This is a genomic window from Pararhizobium sp. (genome assembly GCF_965279435.1).
In the GTDB taxonomy this organism is placed as follows: Bacteria; Pseudomonadota; Alphaproteobacteria; order Rhizobiales; family Rhizobiaceae; genus Pararhizobium.
Genome location: NZ_CBDIHY010000003.1, coordinates 1,063,349 through 1,090,192, shown reverse-complemented (window position 1 = coordinate 1,090,192; position 26,844 = coordinate 1,063,349). Strand labels below are relative to the sequence as shown.

Genomic DNA, 26,844 nt, shown 5'->3' with positions numbered 1-26,844 from the left:
GACGCAGGTGCAAAATTTAGTGGCATGTTTCGATTGTCCCGCGAAAGGACGGCCGCCGCATCAAGGCGTTTGACTTGCGCGGTGACCTTTGCCAGTCTTTAGCAATTGCGAGAAGAAGAATGAGGAAACATCTGATGAGCACTCCCTCCATTGTCATCGCCAGCGCCGGCCGCACTGCGGTTGGATCGTTCAATGGCTCCTTTGCCAACACGCCTGCCCATGAGCTTGGCGCTGCGGTTATCAAGGGCGTGCTTGAGCGCGCTGGCGTCGCGGCGGCTGAAGTTGATGAGGTGATCCTCGGTCAAGTTCTGTCGGCCGGCGAAGGCCAGAACCCGGCGCGTCAGGCGGCGATGAAGGCGGGTATCCCGCAGGAAGCGACGGCCTGGGGCATGAACCAGCTCTGCGGCTCGGGCCTGCGCGCTGTCGCGCTCGGCATGCAGCAGATTGCAACCGGCGATGCCAAGATCATCGTTGCCGGTGGCATGGAATCGATGTCAATGGCCCCGCACTGCGCGCACCTGCGCGGCGGCGTCAAGATGGGCGATTTCAAGATGATCGACACCATGATCAAGGACGGCCTGACCGACGCTTTCTACGGCTATCACATGGGAACGACCGCCGAAAACGTTGCCAAGAAGTGGCAGCTTTCTCGTGAGGACCAGGACGTGTTTGCGCTCGGGTCGCAGAACAAGGCCGAAGCCGCCCAGAAGGCCGGACGTTTTGCCGACGAGATCATTCCCTTCATCGTCAAGGGCCGCAAGGGCGATGTCACCGTCGATCAGGACGAGTATATCCGCCACGGCGCAACGCTGGAATCGATGACGAAGCTCCGCCCGGCCTTCGATAAGGAAGGCACGGTTACCGCTGCCAACGCGTCGGGCCTGAATGATGGCGCTGCCGCAACGCTTTTGATGACCGAAGCGGAAGCCGGACGCCGGGGCATCCAGCCGCTTGCCCGCATCGTCTCCTGGGCAACAGCGGGTGTCGATCCGCAGATCATGGGCACCGGCCCGATCCCGGCTTCGCGCAAGGCCCTGGAAAAGGCTGGCTGGTCGGTCGCCGATCTCGAGCTTGTCGAAGCCAACGAGGCTTTCGCTGCCCAAGCTTGTGCCGTCAACAAGGACCTCGGCTGGGATACCTCGATCGTCAACGTCAATGGCGGCGCGATTGCCATCGGCCACCCGATCGGCGCGTCGGGCGCTCGCGTGCTGAATACGCTTCTGTTCGAAATGAAGCGTCGCGGCGTCTCCAAGGGGCTGGCAACGCTCTGCATCGGCGGCGGCATGGGTGTCGCCATGTGTGTCGAACGGCTGTAACCGTCGCACGAAAAATCGTTCCGGCTCGCGGGCCGGGACCAACTCCACGGCAACAGCCTGAGCTATGTTTGCATCTCAGGGCGCAGGCGAAAAGACAAAACGGAAAATGGGGGAAACCATGAGCAGAGTAGCATTGGTCACTGGTGGTTCACGCGGTATTGGCGCCGCGATATCCATCGCCTTGAAGACGGCCGGTTACAAGGTCGCTGCAAATTATGCTGGCAATGACGAGAAGGCCAAGGCCTTCACCGAAGTCACCGGTATTCCGACCTACAAATGGGACGTTTCCGACTACTCAGAATGCACCAAGGGTATTGCCCGGGTGGTGGATGAACTGGGACCTGTGGAAGTGCTGGTCAACAATGCCGGCATCACCCGCGACGCCATGTTCCACAAGATGACGCCGGAGAGCTGGGGCGCGGTTATCGACACCAACCTCACCGGTCTTTTCAATATGACCCATCCTATCTGGACCGGCATGCGCGACCGCAATTTTGGCCGGGTGATCAACATTTCGTCGATCAACGGGCAGAAGGGACAGATGGGGCAGGTCAATTATTCGGCGGCCAAGGCAGGCGATCTCGGCTTCACCAAGGCTTTGGCCCAGGAAGGTGCTGCCAAGGGCATCACCGTCAATGCCATCTGCCCCGGCTATATCGGCACGGAAATGGTGCGGGCGATCCCGGAAAAAGTGCTGACTGAGCGGATCATTCCGCAGATTCCCGTTGGCCGCCTCGGTGAGCCGGAAGAAATCGCGCGCTGCGTGGTATTTCTTGCTTCAGATGATGCCGGGTTCATTACCGGCTCGACGATTTCCGCCAATGGCGGTCAGTTCGTCGTCTGATACTCTGTCTGTTTTGTCACCAGCGGCGCCTTCACGGGCGCCGTTTTGCGTTCGGGGAAAGATTAACGCGGCGGATGCAGTTTGGTGCGGCGCATCAGGTTATCCACCGTTTCATATGGTTAACAATTTGTTTTTACACAATATATTGCGGTGAACAAACCGGGAAATCATCTGCGTCCGTGATTCGTCTCCGATTCGTTCTCGCTTTGGTTGAGTCGTTAACGGCTGACGCAAAAAGGGTGCAAAAGACAGTTGGTGGCGGGCGGTATCTGGTTTCTGGAACTCGTTGAAGGCCAGATAGCGAAAGGCAAGCAGCCAATGCGGATACAGGTCCGAATCTGGCGAAGGGTATCGGATCTTGAATCGACACAAGAGGTCGATCACTACTATATGTTGTGCGACCTCGGCGACCGGAAATAGTTGCCTTGGAACTCGTACCGGTTTCATTTTGTCCATTATTTCGTTTATTGCTAATATTATGGACTGTTCTACAGCATCGAGGAACCAGTCGATTTTTCCTCAATATTCAGTTGTTTGGATTCTGAATCTCAAAACGGCCCGGATTGCTGTGCTGCTCGATACGTTCATTTTTCGGCAAAATCCGCCGGGAAAAACGCGATTCAGCATCTGGTGAGAATCCGGCTCAGAAAATCAATATCTAGCAGTGAACAAAGCCTGAATCCATGCGAGTCAGCGATTCGTCGCTGATTCGTTCCACCGCTGTTCCGGATTCTGGCGATGGAGGGTGGAAGTCTAGGCCGAAAGCCCCATTTGCACGTTTCATGACCTTACGCCCCTTGCGTTTGGGCTTTGGCGTGGGCATGTGTTGTCCGCCGGTTGAAACGGCTTTGAAACGCCGTGAATGGCCTTCACAGACTGAAAGTGCGCAGGATCCATATAGTGCCTGACCAACCGATGATCTTGAGCGGCCGCGGCGTGATCGCGGTGCTCGGCCCCACCAATACCGGCAAGACGCATTACGCGATCGAGCGCATGATTGCGCACGAAAGCGGCGTCATCGGGCTGCCGCTGCGCCTTTTGGCGCGCGAGGTCTATACGCGTGTCGTCGAAAAGGTCGGCGCCCACAATGTCGCGCTGATCACCGGCGAGGAAAAGATCACTCCGCATATGGCGCGCTTCTCGGTCTGTACCGTCGAAGCCATGCCGCGCGAGACCAAGGCCGCCTTCGTGGCGATCGACGAGGTGCAGCTGGCTGGCGATCTGGAGCGCGGCCACATCTTCACAGACCGGCTGATGCATCTACGTGGCCGCGTCGAGACGTTGCTGCTGGGTGCCGCGACCATGCGGCCGATCCTCGAACATCTGCTGCCGGGCATCACCGTCGTCGAGCGTCCGCGGCTGTCGCAGCTTCTTTATGCCGGCTCCAAGAAGATCACCCGTCTGCCGCAACGTACCGCCATCGTCGCCTTCTCGGCCGAGGAAGTCTATGCGATTGCCGAACTGATCCGCCGCCAGCGCGGCGGGGCCGCTGTCGTGCTCGGTGCCCTGTCGCCGCGCACGCGCAATGCCCAGGTGGCGCTCTATCAGGCCGGCGATGTCGAATATCTGGTGGCGACCGATGCGATCGGCATGGGGCTCAACCTCGATGTCGATCACGTCGCCTTTGCGCAGGGCCGCAAATATGACGGTTACCAGTTCCGCGATCTCAATCCCGGCGAGCTGGCGCAGATTGCCGGACGCGCCGGACGTCACCTGCGCGACGGCACCTTCGGTGTCACCTCGCGGGTCGAGCCGTTCGACAACGAGCTGGTGCACCGGATCGAATCGCATCATTTCGATCCGGTTCGCGTCCTGCAATGGCGCTCCAAGTCGCTCAACTACGCCTCGATCCAGGCCCTGAAGAAGAGTTTGGATGCTGCACCCGCCGTTCATGGGCTCACACGGGCCCTGCCGGCGGTGGATCAGCAGGCTTTGGACTATCTTTCGCGCTATCCGGAGGTTACCAGTGTCGCAACGACACCGGAGCGTGTAGAAAAACTCTGGGAGGCCTGTGCGCTTCCCGACTACCGGCGTATAACGCCGGCGCAACATGCCGATCTGATTTCGACAATCTATGCCGATCTCGTCCGGCGTGGCACAGTGAATGAAGATTTCATGGCCGAACAGGTTCGCCGCGCGGACCATACGGATGGTGAAATCGACACACTGTCCGCGAGAATTGCACAAATTAGGACATGGACCTATGTGTCCAACCGTCCGGGATGGCTTGCCGATCCGACACACTGGCAAGAAAAGACGCGGGAAATCGAAGATCGATTGTCTGACGCGTTACATGAAAGGTTGACGAAACGCTTTGTTGATCGCAGGACATCTGTGCTCATGAAGCGCCTGAGAGAGAATGCGATGTTGGAAGCTGAAATCAGTGTAAATGGCGATGTCTTCGTTGAAGGTCATCATGTGGGACAATTGGCCGGGTTCCGTTTCACGCTGGCAACAGTGGCAGATGGTCTTGACGCGCGCGCCGCTCAAGGGGCAGCGCAAAAGGCGTTGGCTCTCGAGTTTGAAGCGCGTGCCGCACGATTGCATGCGGCGGGCAATGCCGATCTGGCCTTGTCGTCGGATGGTCTCGTGCGCTGGCTGGGCGATCCCGTGGCCAAGCTGACAGCCAGCGATCACATCATGCGTCCGCGCGTGCTGTTGCTCGCCGACGAGCAGCTGCAGGGCAATGCCCGCGAGCATGTGCTCGCCCGCATCGAGCGCTTCGTCAATCATCACATCTCGACGGTGCTGAAGCCGCTCGACGATCTGTCGCGCGCCGAAGACCTCGAAGGTCTCGCCAAGGGCCTGGCTTTCCAGCTGGTGGAAAACCTTGGCGTGATGTTCCGTCGCGATGTTGCCGATGACGTCAAGTCGCTGGATCAGGAGGCGCGCGCCTCCATCCGCCGCCACGGCATCCGTTTCGGCGCCTATCATATTTTCATGCCGGCGCTTTTGAAGCCTGCTCCGGCAGAACTCATCACGCTGCTCTGGGCGCTGAAGAACGACGGTCTCGACAAGCCAGGCTACGGCGATCTGATCCCGGTTCTGGCCGCTGGCCGCACCTCGGTGGTCACCGATCCGACCTATGAGCGTACCTTTTACAAGCTGGCCGGTTTCCGGTTCCTGGGAAAGCGTGCCGTCCGTATCGACATTCTCGAGCGTCTGGCCGACCTGATCCGTCCGCTGCTGCAGTGGAAGCCGGGTACGACGGCGCGTCCGGACGGTGCCTATGATGGCCGCCGCTTTACCGCGACGACAGCGATGCTGTCGATTCTCGGCGCGACGCCGGATGATATGGAAGAGATCCTCAAGGGTCTCGGTTACCGTGCCGATGCCGTGAAGGTCGAGGAAGCTGCGGCTTTCCTCGCTGCACAGTCCGGATCTGCCGCACCGGCAACCGACGCTGCAGCGTCCGACGCACCGGCTGAAACCGCCGATCACGATGACGCGGATGCAGCGGGCGAAGAGCCGCATGCTGCTGAAGCGGCACCGGAACAGGCAGCAGAGCCTGCTGCCGTTGTTGCGGAAGTCGAGGCCCCCACAGACGTCGATACCCCCGTAGAAGCCGATGCGACGGCGACCGAACAGGTTGTCATCGCCGAGCAGGTTGGCGAACTGGCCGAGCCTGTCGAAGCCAAGCCTGTTCTTCTGTGGCGCCCAGGCAGCCGCAACGACAATCAGCGTTCGGGTGGACGCCCGCAGGGCGATCGCCGTGGTGGCAACAATCGTGCGCCGCAGGGTGAAGCCCGCCGCGAAGGTGGCGAGCCGCGCCGTGAGGGCGAAGGCCGGCGCGAAGGCCGCGATGACAATCGCAAGCCGGGTGGCGGTGGCAGGCCGGACCGCAATCGCGGCCGTGACGGTGGCAAGCCCCAGGGCGGCCAGCGGAATGAGAAGGGCGACCGCCAGGATCGTCCCGATCGCAACGACCGCGGCGGAAAGCCGCAGGCGGCCAAGTTCGAAGCCCGTCCTCCGCGCAAGGAAAAGCCGATGGATCCGGATTCGCCTTTCGCCAAGCTCGCTGCTCTCAAGGAGCAGATGAAGAAGTAAGGCCAAGGTATCAGTATGGGTGGAAAACAGCCTCAGCCCCTGCCGGTTCTCCGCCAGCGTCTCGACAAATGGCTGTTCTTCACCCGTCTGCAAAAGTCCCGCTCGATCGCCCAGAAGGCGATCGAGTCCGGCGATATCCGGGTCAACGATGCCCGCATCACCCAACCATCCTACGCGTTGAAAGCCGGCGATGTCGTCGTCGTTTCGTTCGACCGGCGCGACACCGTTGTGCGTGTTTTGCTTCCCGGTGTCCGTCGCGGCCCCTATGAGGAAGCCTGCCTTCTTTATGAGGACATCACGCCTGCGGTTGTTCCCGGAGAAAAGCCGAATGCCTTTGACCAGGCCACACGCGAGCGTGGCAGTGGACGGCCGACCAAGAAGGAGCGTCGCGACGTCGACAGGTTCAAGCAGGGTTGGCATCAGGAATAGAAAACAGGATTAGAAAACTGTCCCGCCGGACGCCCGTTTTGCGCATGGAATATTCTTGCAAAGCCCCCGCAAAGCCTTTACCTCACGGGGTAAATGAGCAGCCGTGTTGCGTCACGAGAGACGTTGGCGAGCTGGTATCCCCGAACGGATGCGGATAAGCGGACCTCTCTCTTCCGGTCCCTATTCGTTGTCAACGTGAGAAATCGCTGGAGTACCTCATGACGTATGTCGTGACCGACAATTGCATACGCTGCAAATATACCGATTGCGTTGAAGTGTGCCCGGTGGACTGCTTCTATGAAGGCGAGAACTTTCTGGTCATTCATCCAGACGAGTGCATCGACTGCGGTGTCTGCGAGCCGGAATGTCCGGCCGGGGCCATCAAGCCGGATACCGAGCCGGGTCTCGACATGTGGCTGAAGGTCAATGCAGACTTCGCCACACAATGGCCCAACATCACCGTCAAGCGTGACGAGATGCCGGAAGCCAAGGAAATGGACGGCGAGGAAGGCAAGTACGAAAAATACTTTTCGCCGAAGCCCGGTCAGGGCGACTGACGCAGGCAAGCGTCTGGCAACCGGTTGATTCCCGGTTGCAAAAGATGGCGGAATTTGGAGAATCATGGCTTAACCATGTCCGTGACGGGCTGGTTGACCTTGATGGCCGTTGTAAAGCAAATTATTGATTTCCGCAGTTTTTTATGATAGGGTCTAAAAACTGATCCACATCGTGGCACTTGCGTGTGCCCGAAAAACCATCACGAAAGCAAAAAAATCCCACTGCGCGGCTGACCCCAAATACGCAACGCGAGTTGCTTGTGTGTGATCGCCCCGCAGAAGATCGATTTGATGACCGTTGGAACGGATCAGCATGGAGTCACCCGACGGTGCCCCCGTCCATCCCGGGCCTGACTGACCCGGCCCCGGCTCTTTGCCGGGAGCGTAACAGGGAGTTTTTGAAACGAATGACGACCCAGCAGAAAAAACCTTCAACACGCCATGGATTCAAGACCGGTGAATCGATCGTTTACCCGGCCCACGGCGTTGGACAAATTGTAGCAATTGAAGACCAGGTGGTTGCGGGCATGTCGCTCGAACTGTTTGTCATCGATTTCGAAAAGGACAAGATGCGTCTCAAGGTGCCGGTAGCAAAGGCCGTCTCCATTGGCATGCGCAAGCTCTCTGAGACCGATTTCGTCGAACGTGCATTGAAGGTCGTCCAGGGCAGGGCACGCGTCAAGCGGACCATGTGGTCGCGCCGTGCGCAGGAATATGATGCCAAGATCAATTCCGGTGACCTGATCTCGATCGCCGAAGTTGTTCGCGACCTCTATCGTGCTGAAAACCAGCCGGAGCAGTCCTATTCCGAACGTCAGCTTTACGAAGCTGCGCTTGACCGCATGGCGCGCGAAATCGCAGCCGTGAACAAGATGTCGGAAACCGAAGCTGTCCGTCTTGTCGAAACGAACCTCAACAAGGGTCCGAAGCGTGGCAAGGCTATCGAAGAAGACGAAGCGCAGGAAGAAGCTGCGTAAGCATTCTTCAGCACTGCTTTCATCTCAAAAGCCCTGTCAGCAATGACGGGGCTTTTTTGTGTCTGCTGTTTGGATCGCGGGTACACCCGGATGAGACGGTGCGAGGAGACTCTGTCCGTCATCGTGATATGCTGCCGCTTGAGGCGCCTTGCCGCGATCTGCCGGCACGGGGAGGCGAAGGAGATAACCGGCACGGGAGGAGAATATGCCTGTTACCGTTTCTCTACATCCATTGCTCGACAAGGGCGCGCTGAAGGGCTCGCCCGGCTTCACTGGCGGTGTTCTGGTCTGCGCCTGTGCCGACAGGCCTGTGCGGGTCAAAGTCGAGGGTGACGTCGCCCATAACCACGCCTGTGGCTGCACCAAATGCTGGAAACCGGCCGGAGCGACGTTTTCGATTGTTGCCGTTGCTGCGCATGACAAGATTGCCGTGCTGGAGAATGGCGACAAGCTCGAAGTCGTCGACAAGACTGCCCTGATCCAGCGCCATGCCTGCAAGGGCTGTGGCGTCCACATGTATGGCCCGGTGGAGCGGGAGCATCCTTTTCAGGGTCTGGATTTCATTCATCCCGAACGCTTTGATAAGGATGGCTGGTCGCCGCCTGGTTTCGCCGCTTTCGTGTCCTCGGTCATTGAAGCTGGAACGGATCCCGCCGACATGCCGGCCATCCGCGCCCGGTTGACCGAACTTGGCCTGACACCATCAGATTGCCTGAACAATGCGCTGATGGACTACATGGCCACCTGGACGGCGAAGAAGAGTGGTGTGCTGAAATCCTGAAGCAGATGACTGTAAACCGATAAACACATCGGTCAGAATCAAAAAGGGCGCAGCGATCGATATCGCTGCGCCCTTGTCTATCTGTCCTGAACGGTCTGCTTATGCAGCGCCGCGCGACTTTTCGAAACGCTTGCGGTCGTTGCTATCGAGGTACATCTTGCGCAGGCGGATGTTCTTCGGCGTCACTTCGACCAGCTCGTCGTCCTGGATCCAGGACAGCGCACGGTCGAGCGTCATGCGGATCGGCGGCGTCAGCTTGACGGCTTCGTCCTTGCCGGAGGCTCGCATGTTGGTGAGCTTCTTGCCCTTCAGCACGTTGACTTCGAGATCGTTGTCACGCGTGTGGATGCCGATGATCATGCCGGCATAGACCTTCTCGCCGACGTCGATGATCATCGGGCCGCGGTCTTCCAGGTTGAACATCGCGTAGGCAACGGATTCGCCAGCGTCGTTGGAGAGCAGAACGCCCTGAACGCGGCCGCCGATATCGCCCTTGTAAGGCTGATATTCATGGAACAGACGGTTCATGATCGCCGTGCCGCGCGTGTCGGTCATCAGTTCCGACTGGTAGCCGATCAGGCCGCGGGTCGGAGCGAAGAACTTCAGGCGAACGCGGTTGCCGCCGGACGGACGAAGCTCGGCCATTTCAGCCTTGCGCTCGGACATCTTCTGGACGACGACGCCGGAATATTCTTCATCAACGTCGATGACGACTTCTTCGACCGGTTCCAGCATCTGACCGGTTGCTTCGTCCTTGTGCATGACGACGCGCGGACGCGATACGGCAAGCTCAAAACCTTCGCGGCGCATGGTTTCGATGAGAACGGCGAGCTGCAATTCGCCACGGCCGGACACGTAGAACGAGTCCTTGCCTTCGGCTTCTTCGATCTTCAGCGCGACGTTGCCTTCGGCTTCCTTGAACAGGCGGTCACGAATGACGCGGCTTGTTACCTTGTCGCCTTCAGTGCCGGCAAGCGGGCTGTCGTTGACGATGAAGGACATGGTGACGGTCGGCGGGTCGATCGGCTGGGCATGCAGCGCCTCGGTGACCGACGGATCGCAGAACGTGTCGGCGACCGTGCCCTTGGATAGGCCGGCGATCGCGACGATGTCGCCTGCATGGGCTTCGTCGATCGGCGTACGCTCGATGCCGCGGAAAGCGAGGATCTTCGAGATACGGCCGTTCTCGATCAGCTTGCCGTCTTGACCCAGAACCTTGACGGCCTGGTTCGGCTTGATCGAGCCGGAATGAATGCGGCCGGTGATGATGCGGCCGAGGAAGGGGTTGGCTTCCAGGATCGTGCCGATCATGCGGAACGCGCCGTCTTCTTCGCCGACGCTTGGCTCCGGAACGTGCTTGAGAACGAGGTCGAGAAGCGGCGCGAGGCCTTCTTCCTTCGGACCTTCCGGGTTGAGGTTCATCCAGCCGTTACGGCCCGAACCGTAGAGGATCGGGAAATCGAGCTGCTCGTCGGTCGCGTCAAGGTTTGCGAAGAGGTCGAAGACTTCGTTGATGACTTCTTCATGGCGGCCGTCCGGACGGTCGATCTTGTTGATCGCGACGATCGGGCGAAGGCCAACCTTCAGCGCCTTGGAGACGACGAACTTGGTCTGCGGCATCGGGCCTTCAGACGAGTCGACCAGAACGATCGCGCCGTCCACCATCGACAGGATACGCTCGACTTCGCCGCCGAAGTCGGCGTGGCCGGGGGTGTCGACGATGTTGATGCGGACGCCCTTCCACTCGATCGAGGTAGCCTTCGCCAGAATGGTGATGCCGCGCTCTTTTTCGAGGTCGTTCGAATCCATCATGCGCTCGGTCGTGCGCTGGTTGTCGCGGAAAGAACCCGACTGCTTCAGAAGTTCGTCGACAAGCGTGGTTTTCCCATGGTCAACGTGTGCGATGATCGCGATGTTGCGCATTTTCATGTGTGAATACTCGGAGGTTTCGGGGCGTATGTGAGGGACGCCGCATCTTCAATTGCGCGGCTCATACAGGTTTTTTTGCATTTGCGAAAGGGGGGAGGGCGGCAAAGTCTTGAGAGAGAGTGAATCCGGCAGCTGTTTCATACGGAATTTCCAGCGGGGTCGAGGGTGATCTGCCACAACTCGCGGTCGTCCCGATCCATCAGCCGGACGGTCATCTGCTCGGTCTGGCCGTTGATATCGACAAGGCCGAAGAATTGCAGGCCGGCAGACGGCGGCAGGTTCTGGTCGATGCCGGTGCCCGCGGCCTTTATGAAGCGCACATCCGGCCCGAAGGTCATGTCCAGCTCTTTCGGGCCATAGGTACCGGAATGCAGCGGTCCGGAGACGAACTCCCAGAACGGCAGGAAATCCTTGAAGGCGGCGCGGGCCGGATCATAGTGGTGGGCGGCGGTATAATGGACGTCCGCCGTCAGCCAGATGGTGTTCTGGATGGCGTTGTCACGGATGAAGGTGAGGATATCGGCAAATTCGGTCTCGCGGCCTGCCGGCGGGCCATTGTCGCCATTGGCAATCGCATCGGAGCCGCGCCTGTTGGCGAAATCATCCCAGACGACGAGGCCGATCGGCATGTCGCAGGCAATCACCTTCCAGGTGGCTTTCGAGGCCGCCAGTTCGCGCTTCAGCCAATCCGCCTGCCGCCAGCCGAACAGCTCGTTGCCGCCACCCTGATTGGCTTCGCGGTAGGAGCGCAGATCGACGAAGAACACGTCGAGCAGCCGGCCATAGGGGATCTTGCGGAAGATGCGGCCAGGCTGGGCCGGAATGGCGCGGATCGGCGTCATCTCCTGGAAGGCTTGCATGGCGCGGGCCGCATAGACCGCGACGTCCTTGTCCGGATAGCGGTTGTCTTCGCGCAGATCGGTTGAGGGTGACCAGTTGTTCAGAACCTCGTGGTCGTCCCACTGGTAGAAGGTGGGACACGTGGCATTCAGGGCGCGAACATGATCGTCGAGAAGATTGTATTTCCACTGGCCGCGATATTCATCGAGCGTGCGCGCCACCTCGCGTTTTTCCGGCGTGACGATCCTGTTTTTCCAGACGGTGCCATCCAGGAGCGGAATTTCATCGGGGATCGGGTTGTCGGCATAGATCGTATCGCCGGAATGGATAAAGAAATCCGGTTCGTGCAGTTGCATGGTCGAATAGGTCTTCATGCCGGTATCGTCGATGCCCCAGCCTTGGCCGGCGGTGTCGCCCGACCAGACGAACCGCACCGAGCGGCGTCGCAAGGGTGCCGTGCGGAAGCGGCCGATGATAGGCTCGGAAATGCTGTTGCTGTCGTAGAGATCGGTCGCGGTGAAGCGATAGAAAATGTCCTGATCGGGCAGCAGGTTGTCGAGCGCACATTTCACCGTGAAGTCACGGCCGGGCAGCGCATCGATCGACGGCAGCCGTACGGGGGAAGAAAAACTCTCGGTCGTCGAATATTCCACCGCAATACGCGACGGGCGATCCGCCCGTGTCCAGATCATCCCGGATTTGGTGTCGACATCGCCGGACTGGACGCCGTGAGTGAAGGACGGTCTGCCGGAGCTTCGGGAATAAAACGGCGTGGCCAGAACGGATGTGGCGGCAAACCCGGCGGCACCTGCCGACAGCAGGAAGGAGCGGCGGGTCAGCGTATCCTGAATATCGACCAAATCGGCCTCCGGTACCGTCTCGGGAATCATGTGAAACCCGAGGCGGACCTTTGGCGAAAGCGATGTCAGTTCGTTTACAGTTGGATGAATCTATTCCAACGGTTTGGCGACAGTTCCGTGACGCAGCGCCATTCCGTGGTGAATATTGACAATATTCCTCACAAGTTTCATTTTGAAAGCTGTAATTGGGAGATCAGCATGGCATCGGAGAGCATTCACGTCCGGGTCACAGGCCCCTTGCAGGATCATGTCCAGCAACAGATCGGTCAGGATGGCCTCTATGAAAACGCCAGTGAATATATTCGCGCCCTGATCCGCCGCGACCTTCAAGGCCGGACTGAGGCATGGGAATGGCTTCAAAAGAAGCTGGAACCCGGCTTGAGAGCGGACGAGAGCGAGTTTGTCGCGGTTTCCGCCGAAGACGTCATTCGCCGCAATACAAGCCGATAGGATGAGCGGATATCTCTTCTATCGTCCTGCCGACGTGGCACAGGACCGTATCTGGAAGGACACTGTCGTGCAGTGGGGCGAAGCCCAGGCGGTCACCTATATCACGGTCCTTCACGTGCATCTGCAGACGCTATCGGAAACCAAAGCCCTCTGGCGCCGGTTACCGAGCGATCTTGCTATACCTGCCGATCTGAAAGTGCACGCCTACTTCAGCCGCTACGAGCGGCATTATCTGTTCTTTCGAGCGCTCCCGAGCGGCAAGATCGGGGTGATGGCGATCCTTCACGAGCGAATGGATATCCCCGTGCGGCTGCACGAGGATTTGAGTGCTATCGCTGACAAGTTCGAAGACTTGTAGCTGGTCAGGCGTCGGAACCCGAAAGTTCTTCCGTGACCGCCAGCCCTTTCTTGGCCAGCATCGCATCCGGGCTTGGCAGTTTGCCACGGAACGCCTTGTAGGCGTCTTCCGGGTCGATCGAGCCGCCAACGGAATAGATGTGGTCCTTCAACTTGCCTGCCATCGCCGTATCGAAGGCGTCGCCGGTTTCCTCGAAGGCGGCGAAGGCGTCGGCGTCGAGCACTTCCGACCACATGTAGGAATAGTAGCCGGCCGAATAGCCTCCGGCGAAGATGTGCTGGAAGTGCGGCGAGGCGTGGCGCATGACCAGCGATTTCGGGATGTCGAGTTCGCTGAGGATTTCCGCTTGTACCGCCATCGGATCGTCGATCGGGCCACGGGTGTGGAATTCCATGTCAACGATTGCCGAGGAGGTGAATTCCACCGTGTTGAACCCGGCGTTGAAGGTGCGGGCGGCCAGAACCTTGTCGAGCAGGGCCTGCGGCATCGGTTCGCCGGTTTGGAAATGCACGGCATATTGCTTGAGAATCGCCGGAACCGTCAGCCAGTGTTCGTAGAGCTGCGAGGGCAGTTCGACAAAATCGCGGGAAACTGCGGTGCCGGAGACGGAGGGATAGGTTACATTAGACAGCATGCCATGCAGCGCGTGGCCGAATTCGTGGAACAGGGTGCGGGCATCGTCGAGCGACAGCAGCGCCGGCTTACCTTCAGCGGGCTTTGCGAAGTTGCAGACATTGTAGATGATCGGCATTTCGCCGGTCTTGCCGTTCTTCAGCGGCAGCTTGTGCTGCGACTGGAACGCGCTCATCCAGGCGCCGGAGCGTTTCGAGCTGCGGGCAAAATAGTCACCGAGGAAAAGGGCGACAAGCTTGTCATCACCATCGCGGATTTCGAAGACGCGAACGTCCGGGTGATAGGCGGTAATGCCTTTCTTCTCGACCGCCCGGATGCCGAACAGCCGGTTGGCGACGTCAAAACAAGCCTCGATGATCTTTTCGAGTTGCAGGTAAGGCTTCAGTTCGGCTTCGGAGAAATTGAATTTTTGGGCGCGGATGCGCTCCGAATAGAAGCGCCAATCCCAGGGCATGACGTCGTGGTTCTTGCCATCGTCAGCGATCATGCTTGCGATGTCGGCTTCTTCCTCGCGGGCGCGTTTCAGGGCTTTTGTCCAGACCGTGCGCAACAGTTCGTTCACGGCAGCCGGTGTCTTCGCCATGGTGTTGTCGAGCTTCATTTCGGCGAAGTTGCCGTAGCCAAGCAGTTTGGCAACTTCGCTGCGCAGCGCAAGCGTCTCGCGGATGATGCCGCGATTGTCGGTCTCGCCCGGATTTTCACCACGGGCAACCCAGGCCTTGAAAGCCTGTTCGCGCAGATCGCGGCGTTCGGAGAAGGTCAAAAAGGGCTCGATGATTGAGCGCGACAACGTGACGGCAAACTTGCCGTCCTCGCCGCGTTCACGCGCCGCCGATGCCATGGCGTCCTTGAGGAAATCCGGGAGGCCGTTGAGTTCCGGACCGTCGGCGAGAATGAGCGACCATCCTTTTTCGTCGGCAAGGACGTTCTGGCCGAATTGGGTGCTGAGACCGGCGAGATTTTCGTTGATTCCAGCGAGGGTTTCCTGCTCGGGCTTCGGCAGCTTGGCACCGGATTTGACGAAACCCTTCCAGTGACGTTCCAGCACGCGCAACTGCTCGAGCGAGAGGCCGAGAGCCTCGCGCTTCTCCCACAGCTGGTCGATCCGCTGAAACAGCACGGCGTTCATGCCGATCTTTGAATAATGGCGCGACATCTTTGGCGATATATCCCGCTCCAATGCCTGGATGGCGTCATTGGTGTGGGCACCGGCGCGGTTCCAGAACAGCGACGAGACACGCGATAGCGCCTCGCCAGCGGTCTCAAGGGTTACGATAGTGTTTTCGAAGGTGGCAGGCTGTGGATTGTTGGCGATGGCGTCGATTTCGGTTTCGTGTTCGGCCAGGGCCGCCTCGAAGGATGCCGCAAAATCGCTGTCGCTGACCGCCTCGAAGCGCGGCAGCCCGTCCGGGCCGTTCCAATCGGTGATGGCAGGGTTCAGCGCGGGGTTCGACGTCATAAGGCAGTCCTTTCGCATTCCGGTATGTCCCGCTTACAGCGGGTGCTGCCAAGCGTTGTCGGCAGCGATTGTGGAAATATCAAGATTGTCAGGTGGGCGCTTGCAGGCCGCCCGTCAAGGCTTGCGCAATCCCAAAAGTCCGGGTGCGGCATGCCAGATGGCCTGGACGGCAAAACCCATGAAAAGCACGCCGGACAACCGCACGATCGCCAGTTCATGGCGGCGGTAAAAGCGCCGCACCACCGATGCGCCGATAATGCCGATGAGGATGATGTCGGCGACCAGGAATCCAAGGAAGGAAACTGCGAGAAGCGCGGGAAGTGCATGGAAATCGAGCGCGTTGGAGGATCCGGCGAGCAGCGCGGTAAACGTCGCCAGCGCCACCGGATAGCCCTTCGGGTTGGTGAGGCCGAAGATCAGGCCGCGGCGATACGGCCGCTCCACGGTCATCAATGGCTGGTTTTCGCCGCGTGGCTTGGCCCGCAGCGCATTCCAGCCGATCCAGGCGAGATAGAAGCCGCAGAGCAGGCCGAGAACGTCGAACACCGTGCTGCCGATGGTCTTTGCGCCGACGATCGCGACGAGCGCCAGTGCCGACCAAAGCAGGTCGCCAGCCAGATGTCCGCCCATGAACATCGCGCCTGCCTTGCGGCCTTGCCCTGCACCGATGCCGAGAAGCGCGAGGAAAGCCGGGCCGGGAATGAGGACATAGAGAAGGGCGGCCAGGAAGGCGCCGAAAAGCAGGGTCTGCGTCATGGAATCTCCTTGCGCGTGAAGGCTCATTCGACCTTGCGCAGGTGATTCCGTCAAGATGCGGCGGGCGGGACGCGGACAGGGCCAGGCAAAGCTCCGCCCGCGCGAAAAGCGACGAAGTTTACTTCGCTTCGGTTGCCTTCATGGCGTTGTCGAGATGCATTGAGCAGGCTTCGGTCTTGCCGTCCTTCATCGCCATCTTGGCGCTGTCGACTTCCTTCATGGCCATCATCATTGAATCCTTCTTCATCGGATCTGTCATGCCCTTGGCCATTGCTTCTGTCTTCATGATGGATGCGTCGTCACAGGCCATCATGCCGGCGGCGAAAGCTGGAACCGAAAGGCTGGCAATAAGGGCTGTGGCGGCGAAAATTGTCTTGAACATGGTCTCTCTCCCAGTGAGCCGGGAACGTGATTGCTCCCGCTACGAACTCTGCTCCCAGGTTATGGACACGTTCAATTCACGCATTCGCGATGCACGCCGTTGTCATAACGCGTGTTTTTCATTGCTATTTTCGTGATCGGTTTATTACCAATTTTGAATATTTTAAATCAGTCCCGGGTGAAACTTGCCGGTGCCGCCGGCTCTTGGTAAGTAAAACTTACGATTACCTCAAAGGCGAACTTCCATGCCGGTCAGACTGGAAACCGATACGATCGGCATGTTGCTCACCGATGTGTCGCGGTTGCTGCGCGGTGCATTCGATCGCCGCATTATCACATCGGCTCTGGGCGTGACGCCGGGCGAGGCCCGGGCGCTGATCCAGGTGGCGGCGACAGAGAGCATCAAGCAGGCCGAGATCGCCATCAGGATGGGCATCGAGCCAATGACGCTCTCCACCTATCTCGACCGTCTGGAAGGACTGGGCCTCGTCGAGCGTGTTCCCGACCCTTGCGACCGTCGGGCGAAAAATGTCGTGGTGACCGACAAGGCCGATACGCTGCTTCTCGACATTCGCAGGGAGGTTCGCGACCTGATGGATGAGGTGACGTCGGGGCTCGATGCGGAAGGCCGCGAGGCGCTACGGGCAAGCCTTAAGGGCCTGCGTGAAAATCTGCAGCAGCTGGACCGCAGCGTTTCCTCCGACAAGAAAAGTGTCTCCGAATGAACCTGCGGATGAGCGAACGGCGCACCAGCATGCTCGGTGCCTTGCTGGCAACTCTCGGGCCGATCTCCATGTCGATCTACACGCCGGCCATGCCCGACCTGGTTCAGGCTTTTGCCACCACGGAATCGATGATCAAGCTGACGCTGTCGGTCTATTTCGGCGGTTTCTCGGTGGCGCAGCTGATTGCCGGTCCAATGTCGGATGCGTTCGGCCGTAAGAGGGCGACGCTTGCCTTCGTCGGCATCAATCTTCTGGGCAGCCTCGTCTGCGCCTTTGCGCCGACGGTCGACTGGCTGCTGGCCGGGCGGCTGATCCAGGGCATCGGCGCTTCCGTTGGGATTACTGTGGCGCGGGCTATCGTGCGCGACCAGTTCACCGGTGCTGAGGCATCGCGGATCATGAATCTGATCGGCATCATGCTGGCCATCGGCCCGGCCATGGCGCCGACGCTCGGCGGGCTGGCGCTGGCGGCCTTTGGTTGGCAATCGATCTTCTTCGTGCTGGTCGGTTTCGGATTGCTCGCCATTTTTGCCGTCATCGTCTTCATGCGCGAAACCACGGTGCCGGATCGCTGCCGCGCCAGGCCGGGGCCGCTTGTGGCAGCCTATGGCGAACTCATCCGCGATCCACGCTTTGTGGCCGCCGCCATCGTGCTCGGCGGCTCGGTCGGCGCGCTCTATGCGCAGTCGACCATGCTGTCCTTTATCCTGATTGATAACGTCGGCATGACGCCAACCGCCTTCGGGATCGGCATGCTGATGCAGAGTGGGTCCTATTTTGCAGGCTCGGTCTGTCTGAGGTTGATGGCAGCAAAACTGGGCGGCGAAGGCTCGGTTCGTGTCGGGCTCGCTCTTTGCGCCACCGGCGGGTTGCTGATCGCCCTTTCCGTTCTTTTCGTCGAGCCAACCTATCTGTCGGTGATGCTGCCGGTCGCATTTTCCAGCTTCGGCATCGCCTTCCTGACACCGCATATGACGACGGCAGCGCTGCATTCCTTCCCGCATATTGCCGGTTCGGCTTCGGCGATGATGGGGTTCATCCAGATGGCCGGCGGCTTTCTCGGTGGTCTTGCGGCAGCACTTCTCGGCACGCCCTTCACCGCCTTCGGCGTGATCATTCCGGTGATGCTGTTTGCCTCGGTGGCCAGCTATGTCTGGTTTCAGCATTCGACGCGGCGGCTGGTGCTGGAAGTGACTGGCGAATAGCCGGCGTAGTTTCCGAAGGACCGCGAGCTATCACCCGCCGTCATGCTCGCCCTCGTGGCGGGCATCCAGCGACCCGACGTCTGTCGGGTCAAAGACTCTTATCGCCCAATGACTTGGGCGGCTGGATTCCTGTGACGGACACAGGAATGACGGAGATTTGGGTTGCCGCGCAGTTTCCCAAATGGTCTGTCGAAAAGAATAAACGAAAAAGCCCGCCTCCGTGCGGAAACGGGCTTACTCCATCGCTATCGATGTCTTTACTTGTCGCGGTTGCGGGCGGCCAGAGTGCGCAGGCGCAGGGCGTTGAGCTTGATGAAGCCGGCGGCGTCCTTCTGGTCGTAGGCGCCCTGGTCGTCCTCGAAGGTCACCAGCTTGTCGGAATAGAGAGACTTGTTGCTCTCGCGGCCGGTGACCATGACATTGCCCTTGTAGAGCTTCAGCGACACTTCGCCTTCGACATGCTCCTGGCTCTTGTCGATCAGTGCCTGCAGCATTTCGCGTTCCGGCGAGAACCAGAAGCCGTAATAGATCAGCTCGGCGTAGCGCGGCATGATGTCGTCCTTGAGGTGGGCTGCACCCCGGTCGAGCGTGATCGATTCGATGGCGCGGTGGGCGGCCAGAAGGATGGTGCCGCCTGGGGTCTCGTAGACCCCGCGCGACTTCATGCCGACGAAGCGGTTCTCGACGAGATCGAGACGGCCGATGCCGTTGTCGCGGCCAAGCGCGTTGAGCGCAGTCAGGATCGAGGCTGGGCTCATGTCCTTGCCGTCGATCGAAACGGCGTCACCCTTGCGGAAGCCGATCTTGACGGTGGTTGCCACATCCGGTGCTTCTTCCGGAGAAATTGTGCGCATGTAGACGTAATTCGGAGCTTCGACGGCTGGATCTTCGAGAACCTTGCCCTCGGACGACGAGTGCAGCAGGTTGGCATCGACCGAGAACGGCGCTTCACCCATCTTGTCCTTGGCAACCGGAATCTGGTGCTCCTCGGCAAAGGCGAGCAGGTCGGTGCGGCTCTTGAACGACCAGTCGCGCCAAGGCGCGATGATCTTGATGTCGGGGTTCAGGGCATAGGCGGAAAGCTCGAAGCGAACCTGGTCGTTACCCTTGCCGGTGGCGCCATGGGCGATGGCATCAGCGCCGGTTTCGCGGGCGATCTCGATCAGGTGCTTGGAAATCAGCGGACGGGCGATCGAGGTTCCGAGCAGGTAGACGCCTTCGTAAACGGCATTGGCGCGGAACATCGGGAAAACGAAATCCTTGACGAACTCTTCGCGCACATCGCGGATGTAGATATCCTTGATGCCCATCATCTCCGCCTTCTTGCGGGCCGGCTCGAGCTCTTCGCCCTGGCCGAGATCGGCGGTGAAGGTGACGACTTCAGCGCCGAGTTCGGTCTGTAGCCATTTCAGGATGATCGACGTGTCGAGACCGCCGGAATAGGCGAGAACGACCTTTTTCACTTGCTTTGCCATGTTTGTCTGTCCGTCTTGTCAGAGAAAACGCGGGCTTGTCCGAGAAAATGCGGGATCGCGCCCAAGAAAAATTCTGCGGCACTTTTAGCGAGATTGCCGGGTCGCGCAACCCTTTCGGCCAGAGAATAGCGCACTTGCTGACTTGGTAAGGTTTGAAGCTCAGGCAATCTGGACTGGAAACGGAAAGCCCGCCGTCCCTTGCGGGCGGCGGGCTTGATGGCAGTTGTCATGACGGGTGGTTGACCCGTTATCGCCTAGTTGCACTGGCGACGTGGTCCGTAATTCGGCTGGTATGTGTTGTCGGACGCCCGGTATGAGCGATAACGCGCATAGCAAGCCTGGGTGTGGGAATTGCCATTGGAATAACGCGGCTGCGATGCGATGGCACCACCGATGATGGCGCCGGCAGCCAAGCCGCCAATGATGGCGCCAGCATTGTTGTTCCTGTAGCGGCGATCGTTCCGGTAATAGCCATGACGATCATTGCGGCGGTCGCGATCCCACCGGTCGCGACGGTGGTTGTTCCGGTTACGGTCCCAACCGTTGCCGCGATGATTCTTGCGGATGATCTGACGACCGGCATGGTCGCCAACCTGGACAATATCGGATTGTGTGGTCTGTGTTCTCACCACGGTCGGAAACGCCTGGGCGGGAACAAAGCTGGTCAGCGCAGTGACGGCTGAAATGAAGAAGACGGCAATTTTTCTCATGAATTCTTTCCTTGTGTCATGGCGAAAACGGTTCAATCGCGCATTCGTTCCAGCCGGGCGTCATCACCATTTGGTGATGCTTGTATTCGGGTGTCATTTCCCATCAGGGGGCTGGCGAAATGCCGAATTGCTTTCAGCCGGCATTTGGGACATTCAATAGGCGGGCATCGAACGGATGCGCGGCCTCACCTTCCATAGGATCGAACAATGGATTTCCTGCCGAGCCTGCCAACACTTCTGGCTTTCACCGCAGCGACGCTGCTTTTGGCGGCAACGCCGGGTCCCGATATGACGCTGTCGATCAGCCGGGCGCTGTCGCAGGGCAAGGCGGCCGCTTTCTTCGTCGTTGTCGGAACCAGCCTTGGCTGCGTCGTGCACACGCTGCTCGTCGCCTTCGGCATCTCGGCGCTGATCACGGCCTCGCCGACAGCCTTCATGATTTTGAAGACCGGTGGTGCCGCCTATCTGTTCTGGCTGGCCGTGCAGGCGATCCGCTATGGATCGACGCTGACCGTCAAGAAGGTCGATGATACGAACGCCTCGGCACTGGCAAATATTTCGACGGGGCTGGGGGTTAATTTGCTCAATCCGAAGGTCATCATCTTCTTCATGACCTTCCTGCCGCAGTTCGTCACCGCCAACGACCCGGCCGTGACGCAGAAACTGTTGTTCCTCGGCTTCTTCTTCATCGTCGCGTCGATACCCGTCAGCGTGCTCGTGATCCTCACCGCCGACGGCCTTTCCGGTTGGCTGCAGCGGCGCAAGGGCGTCATGCGCGGCATCGACTATACGTTTGCCGGCGTGTTTTCGATCTTTGCGGTGAAGATCCTGTTCACGCAGACGCGCTGATCAGCCGATCAGCAGTGCGTCGTCATCCAGCGTCTGGCCGCGAATCTTGCGGAACATGGCGATGAGGTCTTCGACCTGCAGTGTCTTGCGGCTATCGCCGGAGACGTCGAGTACCACTTCGCCGCCATGCAGCATAATGGTGCGGTGACCGAAATCGAGCGCCTGGCGCATTGAATGGGTGACCATCAGCGCCGTCAGCTTGCGCTCGGACACGATCTTCTGGGTCAGGTTCATGATGAATTCGGCCATGCCGGGATCGAGCGCTGCCGTATGTTCGTCGAGCAGCAGCACTTCGGAACCGGCAAGCGTCGCCATGACCAGCGAGACAGCCTGCCGCTGGCCGCCTGACAGCAGGTCCATCCGGTCTTTCATGCGGTTTTCGAGGCCGAGGTTGAGTTCGGCGATGCGACCGCGAAAATGCTCGCGGCGCTTGGGGCCGAGCGCGGGTGTCAGTCCCCGGCTTTCGCCGCGCCGTGCGGCAAGGGCAAGATTTTCCTCGATGGACAGCGCACCACAACTTCCGGCCAGCGGGTCCTGGAAGACGCGGGCGACGAGCCCGGCGCGGGCGGCTGTGCCCTTGCGGGTGACGTCGGTATTGCCGATCATCACCTGGCCTGCGGTCGGGATGACGTCGCCGGCGAGCACGCCGAGCACGGTGGATTTTCCGGCACCGTTGGAGCCGATGACGGTGACGAAGGTGCCTTCCTCGATGGTCAGGCTGACCCCGTTTAGCGCCTGCTTCTGCAGCGGCGTTCCCTTGCCGAAGATGACCTGGATATTGTCGAGCTTGATCATGCGGCACCTCCGCGGCGCAGGCGGGGAAGAACGAGGGCGACCGTGACCAAGGCTGCGGTAACCAGATTGAGATCGGAAGCCTGCAGGCCGAGTATATCGGTCGAGAGCGCCAGCTGGATGGCGATGCGGTAGAGGATCGAGCCGAGGACGCAGCCGATCAATGCAATGAGGATGCCGCGCGCGCCGAGCAGGGTTTCACCGATGATGACGGCTGCGAGACCGACGACGATGGTGCCGACACCGGAGGTGACATCGGCAAAGCCGTTGGTCTGGGCAAACAGCGCACCGCCAAGGGCAACCAGTGCATTGGACAGTGCCATGCCGAGGTAGATCTGGCGGCTGGTGTCGACGCCTTGCGCCCGTGCCATGCGCGCATTGGCGCCGGTTGCCCGCATCGCCAGACCGGCGTCGCTTTCAAGGAAGCGCCAGACGGCGATAACCGCGACGACGACGAGAAGCCCAATGAACAGCGGGCGAACGTAAAAGTCCCGGAGACCTAGACCGAAGAAGGGCGACAGCATCGTATCAGCATTGATCAGGGCGACGTTCGGCTTGCCCATGACGCGCAGGTTGACCGAGAACAGCGCGATCATCGTCAGGATCGATGCCAGAAGATTGAGGATGCGGAAGCGGACGTTGAGGATGGCGGTGACGATGCCGGCGGCAGCGCCAGCGATCACGGCGACGCCCGAGGCGATCCATGGATTGAAGCCGGCTATGATCAGCACCGCGGCAACGGCTGCACCCAGCGGAAAGGAGCCGTCAACGGTCAGATCCGGAAAATCGAGCACGCGGAAGGCAAGGAATACGCCGATGGCGACGAAGGCATACACGAGCCCAAGCTCGACTGCTCCCCAGAAGGCAATTTGGCTCACCGCTGTCGGTCCTCTTCTCAAATTCGTCAAGCCCGGTCCGGCTTAGCCGGTAAAGCGAGGCTTGTTTTACAGATGAACCGCCCCCGTATGAAAGGAGGGCGGTTCAAAATCAATCAGATTGTGCAAATATAAGGCGGCTTGGCGTTATTCGATGACGCGGGTGGCGCGGCTCAGAACGCTTTCCGGGAAGGTGACGCCCATCTTGACGGCAGAGCCCTTGTTGATGACCAGATCGGTACCGGCAGCAACCTTGACGGCGATATCGCCCGGCTTTTCGCCCTTCAGGATGCGAACGACGATGTCGCCGGTCTGCTTGCCGACATCATGATAGTTGAAGCCGAGAGCGGCAACGGCGCCACGCGAAACGGAATCCGTGTCGGCGGTGAACAGCGGCAGCTTGGCTTCGACGGCTACGGCAACAGCGCCTTCCAGCGCCGAAATGATGGTGTTGTCGGTGGGCACGTAGATAACGTCGGCGCGGCCGACCAACGCGCGGGCAGCACCCTGGACTTCGGCAGACTTGGTGGCGGCGGATTCAACAACGGTCAGGCCGGCCTTTTCGGCTTCGACCTTCAGGACGGCGAGCAGCGATACGGAGTTTGCCTCGCCGGAATTGTAGAGATAGCCGATCGACTTCACGTTCGGCAGGATTTCCTTGATCAGCGCCACATGTTCGGCAACCGGCGACAGGTCGGAAAGGCCGGTGACGTTGCCGCCTGGCTTGTCCATATCCTTGATCAGTTGGGCGCCGAGCGGGTCGGAGACTGCGGTGAAAACAACCGGAATGTCGCGGGTCGAAGAGACGACGGCCTGGGCCGACGGTGTCGAGATCGGAACGATGACGTTCGGGGCTTCGCCGGCGAACTGGCGAGCGATCTGGGCTGCCGTTGCCGGGTTGCCTTGCGCGGATTCGTAGAGGAACTTGAGGTTCTCGCCTTCCTTGTAGCCAGCAGCGGCCAAGGTTTCCTTGACGCCGTCACGCACGGCATCCAGTGCCGGATGTTCGACGATCGCGGTGACCGCAACCGTGACATTTTCCGCCCGGGCGGGCAGGGTGAGGGCGACGGTTGCCGCAAGAGCGATAAGAACTGAACGCATGAGTGTCCTCCAAGACTGATTTTTAGGCAGTCTTAGGAAGGCTCGACACTTAAATCAATCCAATTGCAGACCAGCATCCATCAAATTTGCTGATCAATCCTCGCCGTGATTGGCAATCATCATCGCTTCAAACGCCATGCGGTCGACTTTGCGCATGCGCTCGGAGTCCGATTTCAGCTGGCCGCAGGCGGCGAGAATGTCGCGGCCGCGTGGGGTGCGGATCGGCGAAGCATAGCCGGCCGCATTGATGAAATCGGCAAATTTCTCGATCTGTTCCCATTTCGAACACTGGTAGTTCGTGCCCGGCCAGGGATTGAACGGGATCAGGTTGATCTTCGCCGGAATGCCCTTCAACAGGCGAACCAGCTCCTTGGCATCTTCCAGCGTGTCGTTGATGCCTTCGAGCATGACATATTCGAAGGTGATGCGGCGGGCATTCGACAGGCCGGGATAGTTGCGGCAGGCGTCGAGCAGGTCCTTCAGCGGATATTTCTTGTTGATCGGCACCAGCATGTCGCGCAGATCGTCCTTCACCGCATGCAGCGAGATCGCCAGCATGACGCCGATTTCGTCGCCAGTGCGGAAGATTTCCGGAACGATGCCGGAGGTCGACAGGGTGACGCGGCGCTTCGACAGCGACAGGCCGTCGCCGTCGGTTGCGATCAGAAGCGCCGTCTTGACGTTCTCGAAATTGTAGAGCGGCTCGCCCATGCCCATCATCACCATGTTGGTGACCTTGCGGCCCTCATTCGGGACGACGGCGCCGACCGGCGTGTCGCGGTCGGGGAAATCGCCGAGCCGGTCGCGGGCAAGCAGCAGCTGCGAAAGGATTTCTTCAGCCGTCAGGTTGCGCACCAGCTTCTGGGTGCCGGTATGACAGAAGGAACAGGTGAGCGTGCAGCCGACCTGGCTGGAAACGCAGAGCGTGCCGCGGCCTTCCTCGGGAATATAGACGGTTTCGATCTCGACGGGGCGGCCGGCGCCGCGCGGCGGAAAGCGCAGCAGCCATTTGCGGGTGCCGTCGGTGGAGACCTGTTCTTCGACGATTTCCGGGCGGGCGATGGTGAAATGCTTCTTCAGCAGTTCGCGCATGTCCTTCGACACATTGGTCATGTGGTCGAAATCGGAAACGCCGCGCACATAGAGCCAGTTCCAGAGCTGGCTGGAGCGCATCTTGACCTGTTTTAAGGGAACGCCGACTTCGGCCAGCGCCTTGCCCATGTCTTCGCGCGAAAGGCCGATCAGCGTCGGCTTTTCTGCCATCATAGCCGGGCGGACGGGCGCCTTGACGGGGCGGTCCAGATCGAGTGCTTCAGTCGCGGCCATTCTCGCCATTTCCCATGTTTGCGATACGCAAGGTCTGTTCAAGCGCTTTTGCCTGCAGCCGGTCGCGTAAATGCTGAGATCAGAGTTCGTTTGCCGCGCATGGGGATCACCAGCAATCCCGGGATCGTCAACGATCCACGCGGCTATCGTTGAGCGGGCCTTTAGCACGGTTTTCGCCCGGCGTCACCCTCCGGTGCTTCAGGGCAGATCTGCAAAAAGACGCAGGGCTCGAACGCCAAAAGGCCGGACGAACCGGCCTTTTGAAATAGTAGTGAAGCGGAGGACTGCTTATTTGCAGTTTTCGATCTGCTTCAGCGCGGCCGAAATGCCAGACAGCGAATAGGAATAGGCCGTTGGCGTGCCCTTGCGCGACTTGGCGGCAACGGACATTGCCTTGCCGGTCTTCATCGCAGCTACGAGTGCCGGCTCTTCAGCGGCGTTCTCCACCCAGGCCGAGTTGCCCTTGGTGAACATCGTGAAGTTCTTGGCATCGATGGTGACGACGACTTTCGAGCTTTCCTGCAGCGGATAGCCCATCATCGCCTGCGGTTCATAGGAGATGTTCTGGCCGGGGCGCTGCGACACGAGGAAAAAGACATCGCCGTGATCAACATTGGCCGGGCTCTTGTCCTTCGGGACGGAGAGCACATAGCAGACCTTGCCAGCGCCGGCCTGATAGGAATAGGCGCCCCAGGCATTGAACTGCTGAATGCGGGTCGGCGACTGAGCCGAAGCAACGCCGGCGAATGCCAGCACGAGTGCGATTGCGAGGTTAAGCTTTCTTACAAACATCTTGTCCTGCCGGTTTCTTGCTGCCAAAGCCCGATCAGCATCAGCCGGGCCACGCATGGTCATGATTTCATTGATTTTGACTTAATTCAGGTTACCAAACCGTCAACATTCCCGGAATTCTCTGCGTTTCCGCTTTAATACGGAACAGAGTACGGCGCAAACGGGGCTCGAGTTTCAGGTTGGCGGTGAAGCGCCTGAACGAAACAAGCTTGGTCTGTCCATCGTGTGCGAAAACCCAGGAACGGTGCGTCGGATGCTGCCGAATTCCGTCTGCCCTGCACGTTTCGCTTGCCGGGCCACCGCCCGATCCGCCGACACGTGCCCGGCGCCGTTTTATGTCACAAAGAATCAGGCAAGAGTTTGACCTTTGACAAAAG

25 protein-coding genes are annotated in these 26,844 nt (G+C 59.7%); 12 read left to right on the top strand and 13 right to left on the bottom strand.

Annotated features, from left to right (window positions below; genetic code table 11):
* The first annotated feature begins 134 nt into the window (after positions 1 to 134).
* The 7 genes from ACQY8Q_RS10805 to gfa all read left to right on the top strand — a co-directional run bounded on the left by ACQY8Q_RS10805 (position 135) and on the right by gfa (position 8,951).
* Complete coding sequence (locus ACQY8Q_RS10805; RefSeq protein WP_113241727.1) at positions 135 to 1,316, top strand: acetyl-CoA C-acetyltransferase; 1,182 nt, start codon at positions 135 to 137, stop codon at positions 1,314 to 1,316.
* A gap of 118 nt (positions 1,317 to 1,434) precedes the next feature.
* Positions 1,435 to 2,160: a beta-ketoacyl-ACP reductase gene (locus ACQY8Q_RS10800; protein ID WP_428426581.1), complete on the top strand. Its 726-nt coding sequence runs from the start codon at positions 1,435 to 1,437 to the stop codon at positions 2,158 to 2,160.
* A 915-nt stretch (positions 2,161 to 3,075) separates the two neighbouring features.
* Positions 3,076 to 6,207, top strand: coding sequence for a helicase-related protein (locus tag ACQY8Q_RS10795; RefSeq protein ID WP_428429749.1), 3,132 nt, complete (start codon positions 3,076 to 3,078; stop codon positions 6,205 to 6,207).
* Positions 6,208 to 6,222: 15 nt separating this feature from the next.
* Entirely contained in the window at positions 6,223 to 6,636 is a 414-nt protein-coding gene (locus tag ACQY8Q_RS10790) for an RNA-binding S4 domain-containing protein (RefSeq protein WP_428426580.1), read from the top strand.
* 218 nt (positions 6,637 to 6,854) lie between these two features.
* Positions 6,855 to 7,193 carry a ferredoxin family protein gene (gene fdxA / locus ACQY8Q_RS10785; RefSeq protein WP_428426579.1) on the top strand — a complete coding sequence of 113 codons (339 nt, stop codon included), beginning with the start codon at positions 6,855 to 6,857 and terminating at the stop codon, positions 7,191 to 7,193.
* A 407-nt stretch (positions 7,194 to 7,600) separates the two neighbouring features.
* On the top strand, positions 7,601 to 8,170 hold the full coding sequence (locus ACQY8Q_RS10780) for a CarD family transcriptional regulator (protein ID WP_428426578.1): 570 nt from the start codon (positions 7,601 to 7,603) through the stop codon (positions 8,168 to 8,170).
* A gap of 205 nt (positions 8,171 to 8,375) precedes the next feature.
* Positions 8,376 to 8,951, top strand: coding sequence for an S-(hydroxymethyl)glutathione synthase (gene gfa, locus ACQY8Q_RS10775; protein ID WP_428426577.1), 576 nt, complete (start codon positions 8,376 to 8,378; stop codon positions 8,949 to 8,951).
* A gap of 99 nt (positions 8,952 to 9,050) precedes the next feature.
* Here gfa and typA read toward each other — a convergent pair whose 3' ends face one another.
* Positions 9,051 to 10,880, bottom strand: coding sequence for a translational GTPase TypA (gene typA, locus ACQY8Q_RS10770; protein ID WP_428426576.1), 1,830 nt, complete (start codon positions 10,878 to 10,880; stop codon positions 9,051 to 9,053).
* 137 nt (positions 10,881 to 11,017) lie between these two features.
* Positions 11,018 to 12,610: an alkaline phosphatase D family protein gene (locus ACQY8Q_RS10765; RefSeq protein WP_428426575.1), complete on the bottom strand. Its 1,593-nt coding sequence runs from the start codon at positions 12,608 to 12,610 to the stop codon at positions 11,018 to 11,020.
* Positions 12,611 to 12,778: 168 nt separating this feature from the next.
* Here ACQY8Q_RS10765 and ACQY8Q_RS10760 point away from each other — a divergent pair, with 168 nt between their 5' ends.
* Both ACQY8Q_RS10760 and ACQY8Q_RS10755 read left to right on the top strand, forming a co-directional pair.
* Complete coding sequence (locus tag ACQY8Q_RS10760; RefSeq protein WP_428429748.1) at positions 12,779 to 13,030, top strand: ribbon-helix-helix domain-containing protein; 252 nt, start codon at positions 12,779 to 12,781, stop codon at positions 13,028 to 13,030.
* A 1-nt stretch (position 13,031) separates the two neighbouring features.
* Positions 13,032 to 13,388, top strand: coding sequence for a type II toxin-antitoxin system RelE/ParE family toxin (locus ACQY8Q_RS10755; protein ID WP_428426574.1), 357 nt, complete (start codon positions 13,032 to 13,034; stop codon positions 13,386 to 13,388).
* 4 nt (positions 13,389 to 13,392) lie between these two features.
* On the opposite strand, the gene ACQY8Q_RS10750 is transcribed toward ACQY8Q_RS10755, so the two are convergent.
* The 3 genes from ACQY8Q_RS10750 to ACQY8Q_RS10740 all read right to left on the bottom strand — a co-directional run bounded on the left by ACQY8Q_RS10750 (position 13,393) and on the right by ACQY8Q_RS10740 (position 16,618).
* On the bottom strand, positions 13,393 to 15,480 hold the full coding sequence (locus tag ACQY8Q_RS10750) for a M3 family metallopeptidase (protein WP_428426573.1): 2,088 nt from the start codon (positions 15,478 to 15,480) through the stop codon (positions 13,393 to 13,395).
* Positions 15,481 to 15,594: 114 nt separating this feature from the next.
* Complete coding sequence (locus ACQY8Q_RS10745) at positions 15,595 to 16,236, bottom strand: LysE family translocator (protein ID WP_428426572.1); 642 nt, start codon at positions 16,234 to 16,236, stop codon at positions 15,595 to 15,597.
* Between the two features lie 118 nt (positions 16,237 to 16,354).
* The gene (locus ACQY8Q_RS10740) at positions 16,355 to 16,618 is read right to left on the bottom strand and encodes a hypothetical protein (RefSeq protein ID WP_428426571.1); all 264 of its coding nucleotides are present in this window, start codon (positions 16,616 to 16,618) and stop codon (positions 16,355 to 16,357) included.
* A gap of 244 nt (positions 16,619 to 16,862) precedes the next feature.
* Here ACQY8Q_RS10740 and ACQY8Q_RS10735 point away from each other — a divergent pair, with 244 nt between their 5' ends.
* Together ACQY8Q_RS10735 and ACQY8Q_RS10730 are read left to right on the top strand one after the other, a co-directional pair.
* Positions 16,863 to 17,342: a MarR family winged helix-turn-helix transcriptional regulator gene (locus ACQY8Q_RS10735; protein ID WP_428426570.1), complete on the top strand. Its 480-nt coding sequence runs from the start codon at positions 16,863 to 16,865 to the stop codon at positions 17,340 to 17,342.
* An 8-nt stretch (positions 17,343 to 17,350) separates the two neighbouring features.
* On the top strand, positions 17,351 to 18,547 hold the full coding sequence (locus ACQY8Q_RS10730) for a multidrug effflux MFS transporter (RefSeq protein WP_428429747.1): 1,197 nt from the start codon (positions 17,351 to 17,353) through the stop codon (positions 18,545 to 18,547).
* Between the two features lie 257 nt (positions 18,548 to 18,804).
* Here ACQY8Q_RS10730 and ACQY8Q_RS10725 read toward each other — a convergent pair whose 3' ends face one another.
* From ACQY8Q_RS10725 to ACQY8Q_RS10715, 3 genes are read right to left on the bottom strand one after another with little or no spacing between them, the layout of a single operon-like run.
* Positions 18,805 to 20,022: an argininosuccinate synthase gene (locus tag ACQY8Q_RS10725; protein ID WP_428426569.1), complete on the bottom strand. Its 1,218-nt coding sequence runs from the start codon at positions 20,020 to 20,022 to the stop codon at positions 18,805 to 18,807.
* Positions 20,007 to 20,252, bottom strand: a complete 246-nt coding sequence (locus ACQY8Q_RS10720) for a hypothetical protein (protein WP_428426568.1) — start codon at positions 20,250 to 20,252, stop codon at positions 20,007 to 20,009. Before ACQY8Q_RS10720 ends, ACQY8Q_RS10725 begins: the two co-directional genes overlap by 16 nt.
* Before the next feature lie 24 nt (positions 20,253 to 20,276).
* Complete coding sequence (locus tag ACQY8Q_RS10715) at positions 20,277 to 20,732, bottom strand: BA14K family protein (protein ID WP_428426567.1); 456 nt, start codon at positions 20,730 to 20,732, stop codon at positions 20,277 to 20,279.
* Positions 20,733 to 20,939: 207 nt separating this feature from the next.
* On the opposite strand from ACQY8Q_RS10715, the gene ACQY8Q_RS10710 reads away from it, so the two are divergent.
* Positions 20,940 to 21,581 carry a LysE family translocator gene (locus ACQY8Q_RS10710; RefSeq protein ID WP_428426566.1) on the top strand — a complete coding sequence of 214 codons (642 nt, stop codon included), beginning with the start codon at positions 20,940 to 20,942 and terminating at the stop codon, positions 21,579 to 21,581.
* Here ACQY8Q_RS10710 and ACQY8Q_RS10705 read toward each other — a convergent pair whose 3' ends face one another.
* The 5 genes from ACQY8Q_RS10705 to ACQY8Q_RS10685 all read right to left on the bottom strand — a co-directional run bounded on the left by ACQY8Q_RS10705 (position 21,582) and on the right by ACQY8Q_RS10685 (position 26,467).
* Positions 21,582 to 22,376, bottom strand: coding sequence for an ABC transporter ATP-binding protein (locus tag ACQY8Q_RS10705; protein WP_428426565.1), 795 nt, complete (start codon positions 22,374 to 22,376; stop codon positions 21,582 to 21,584). It lies immediately after the preceding gene.
* A complete protein-coding gene (locus ACQY8Q_RS10700; RefSeq protein ID WP_428426564.1) occupies positions 22,373 to 23,251 on the bottom strand; it encodes an ABC transporter permease in 879 nt (292 codons plus the stop codon). The genes ACQY8Q_RS10705 and ACQY8Q_RS10700 overlap by 4 nt, the downstream gene beginning before the upstream one ends.
* Before the next feature lie 144 nt (positions 23,252 to 23,395).
* Complete coding sequence (locus tag ACQY8Q_RS10695; protein WP_428426563.1) at positions 23,396 to 24,349, bottom strand: ABC transporter substrate-binding protein; 954 nt, start codon at positions 24,347 to 24,349, stop codon at positions 23,396 to 23,398.
* Between the two features lie 93 nt (positions 24,350 to 24,442).
* Positions 24,443 to 25,675, bottom strand: coding sequence for a 23S rRNA (adenine(2503)-C(2))-methyltransferase RlmN (gene rlmN / locus ACQY8Q_RS10690; RefSeq protein ID WP_428426562.1), 1,233 nt, complete (start codon positions 25,673 to 25,675; stop codon positions 24,443 to 24,445).
* Between the two features lie 288 nt (positions 25,676 to 25,963).
* Positions 25,964 to 26,467 carry an invasion associated locus B family protein gene (locus ACQY8Q_RS10685; RefSeq protein WP_113241799.1) on the bottom strand — a complete coding sequence of 168 codons (504 nt, stop codon included), beginning with the start codon at positions 26,465 to 26,467 and terminating at the stop codon, positions 25,964 to 25,966.
* Between the last annotated feature and the right edge of the window lie 377 nt (positions 26,468 to 26,844).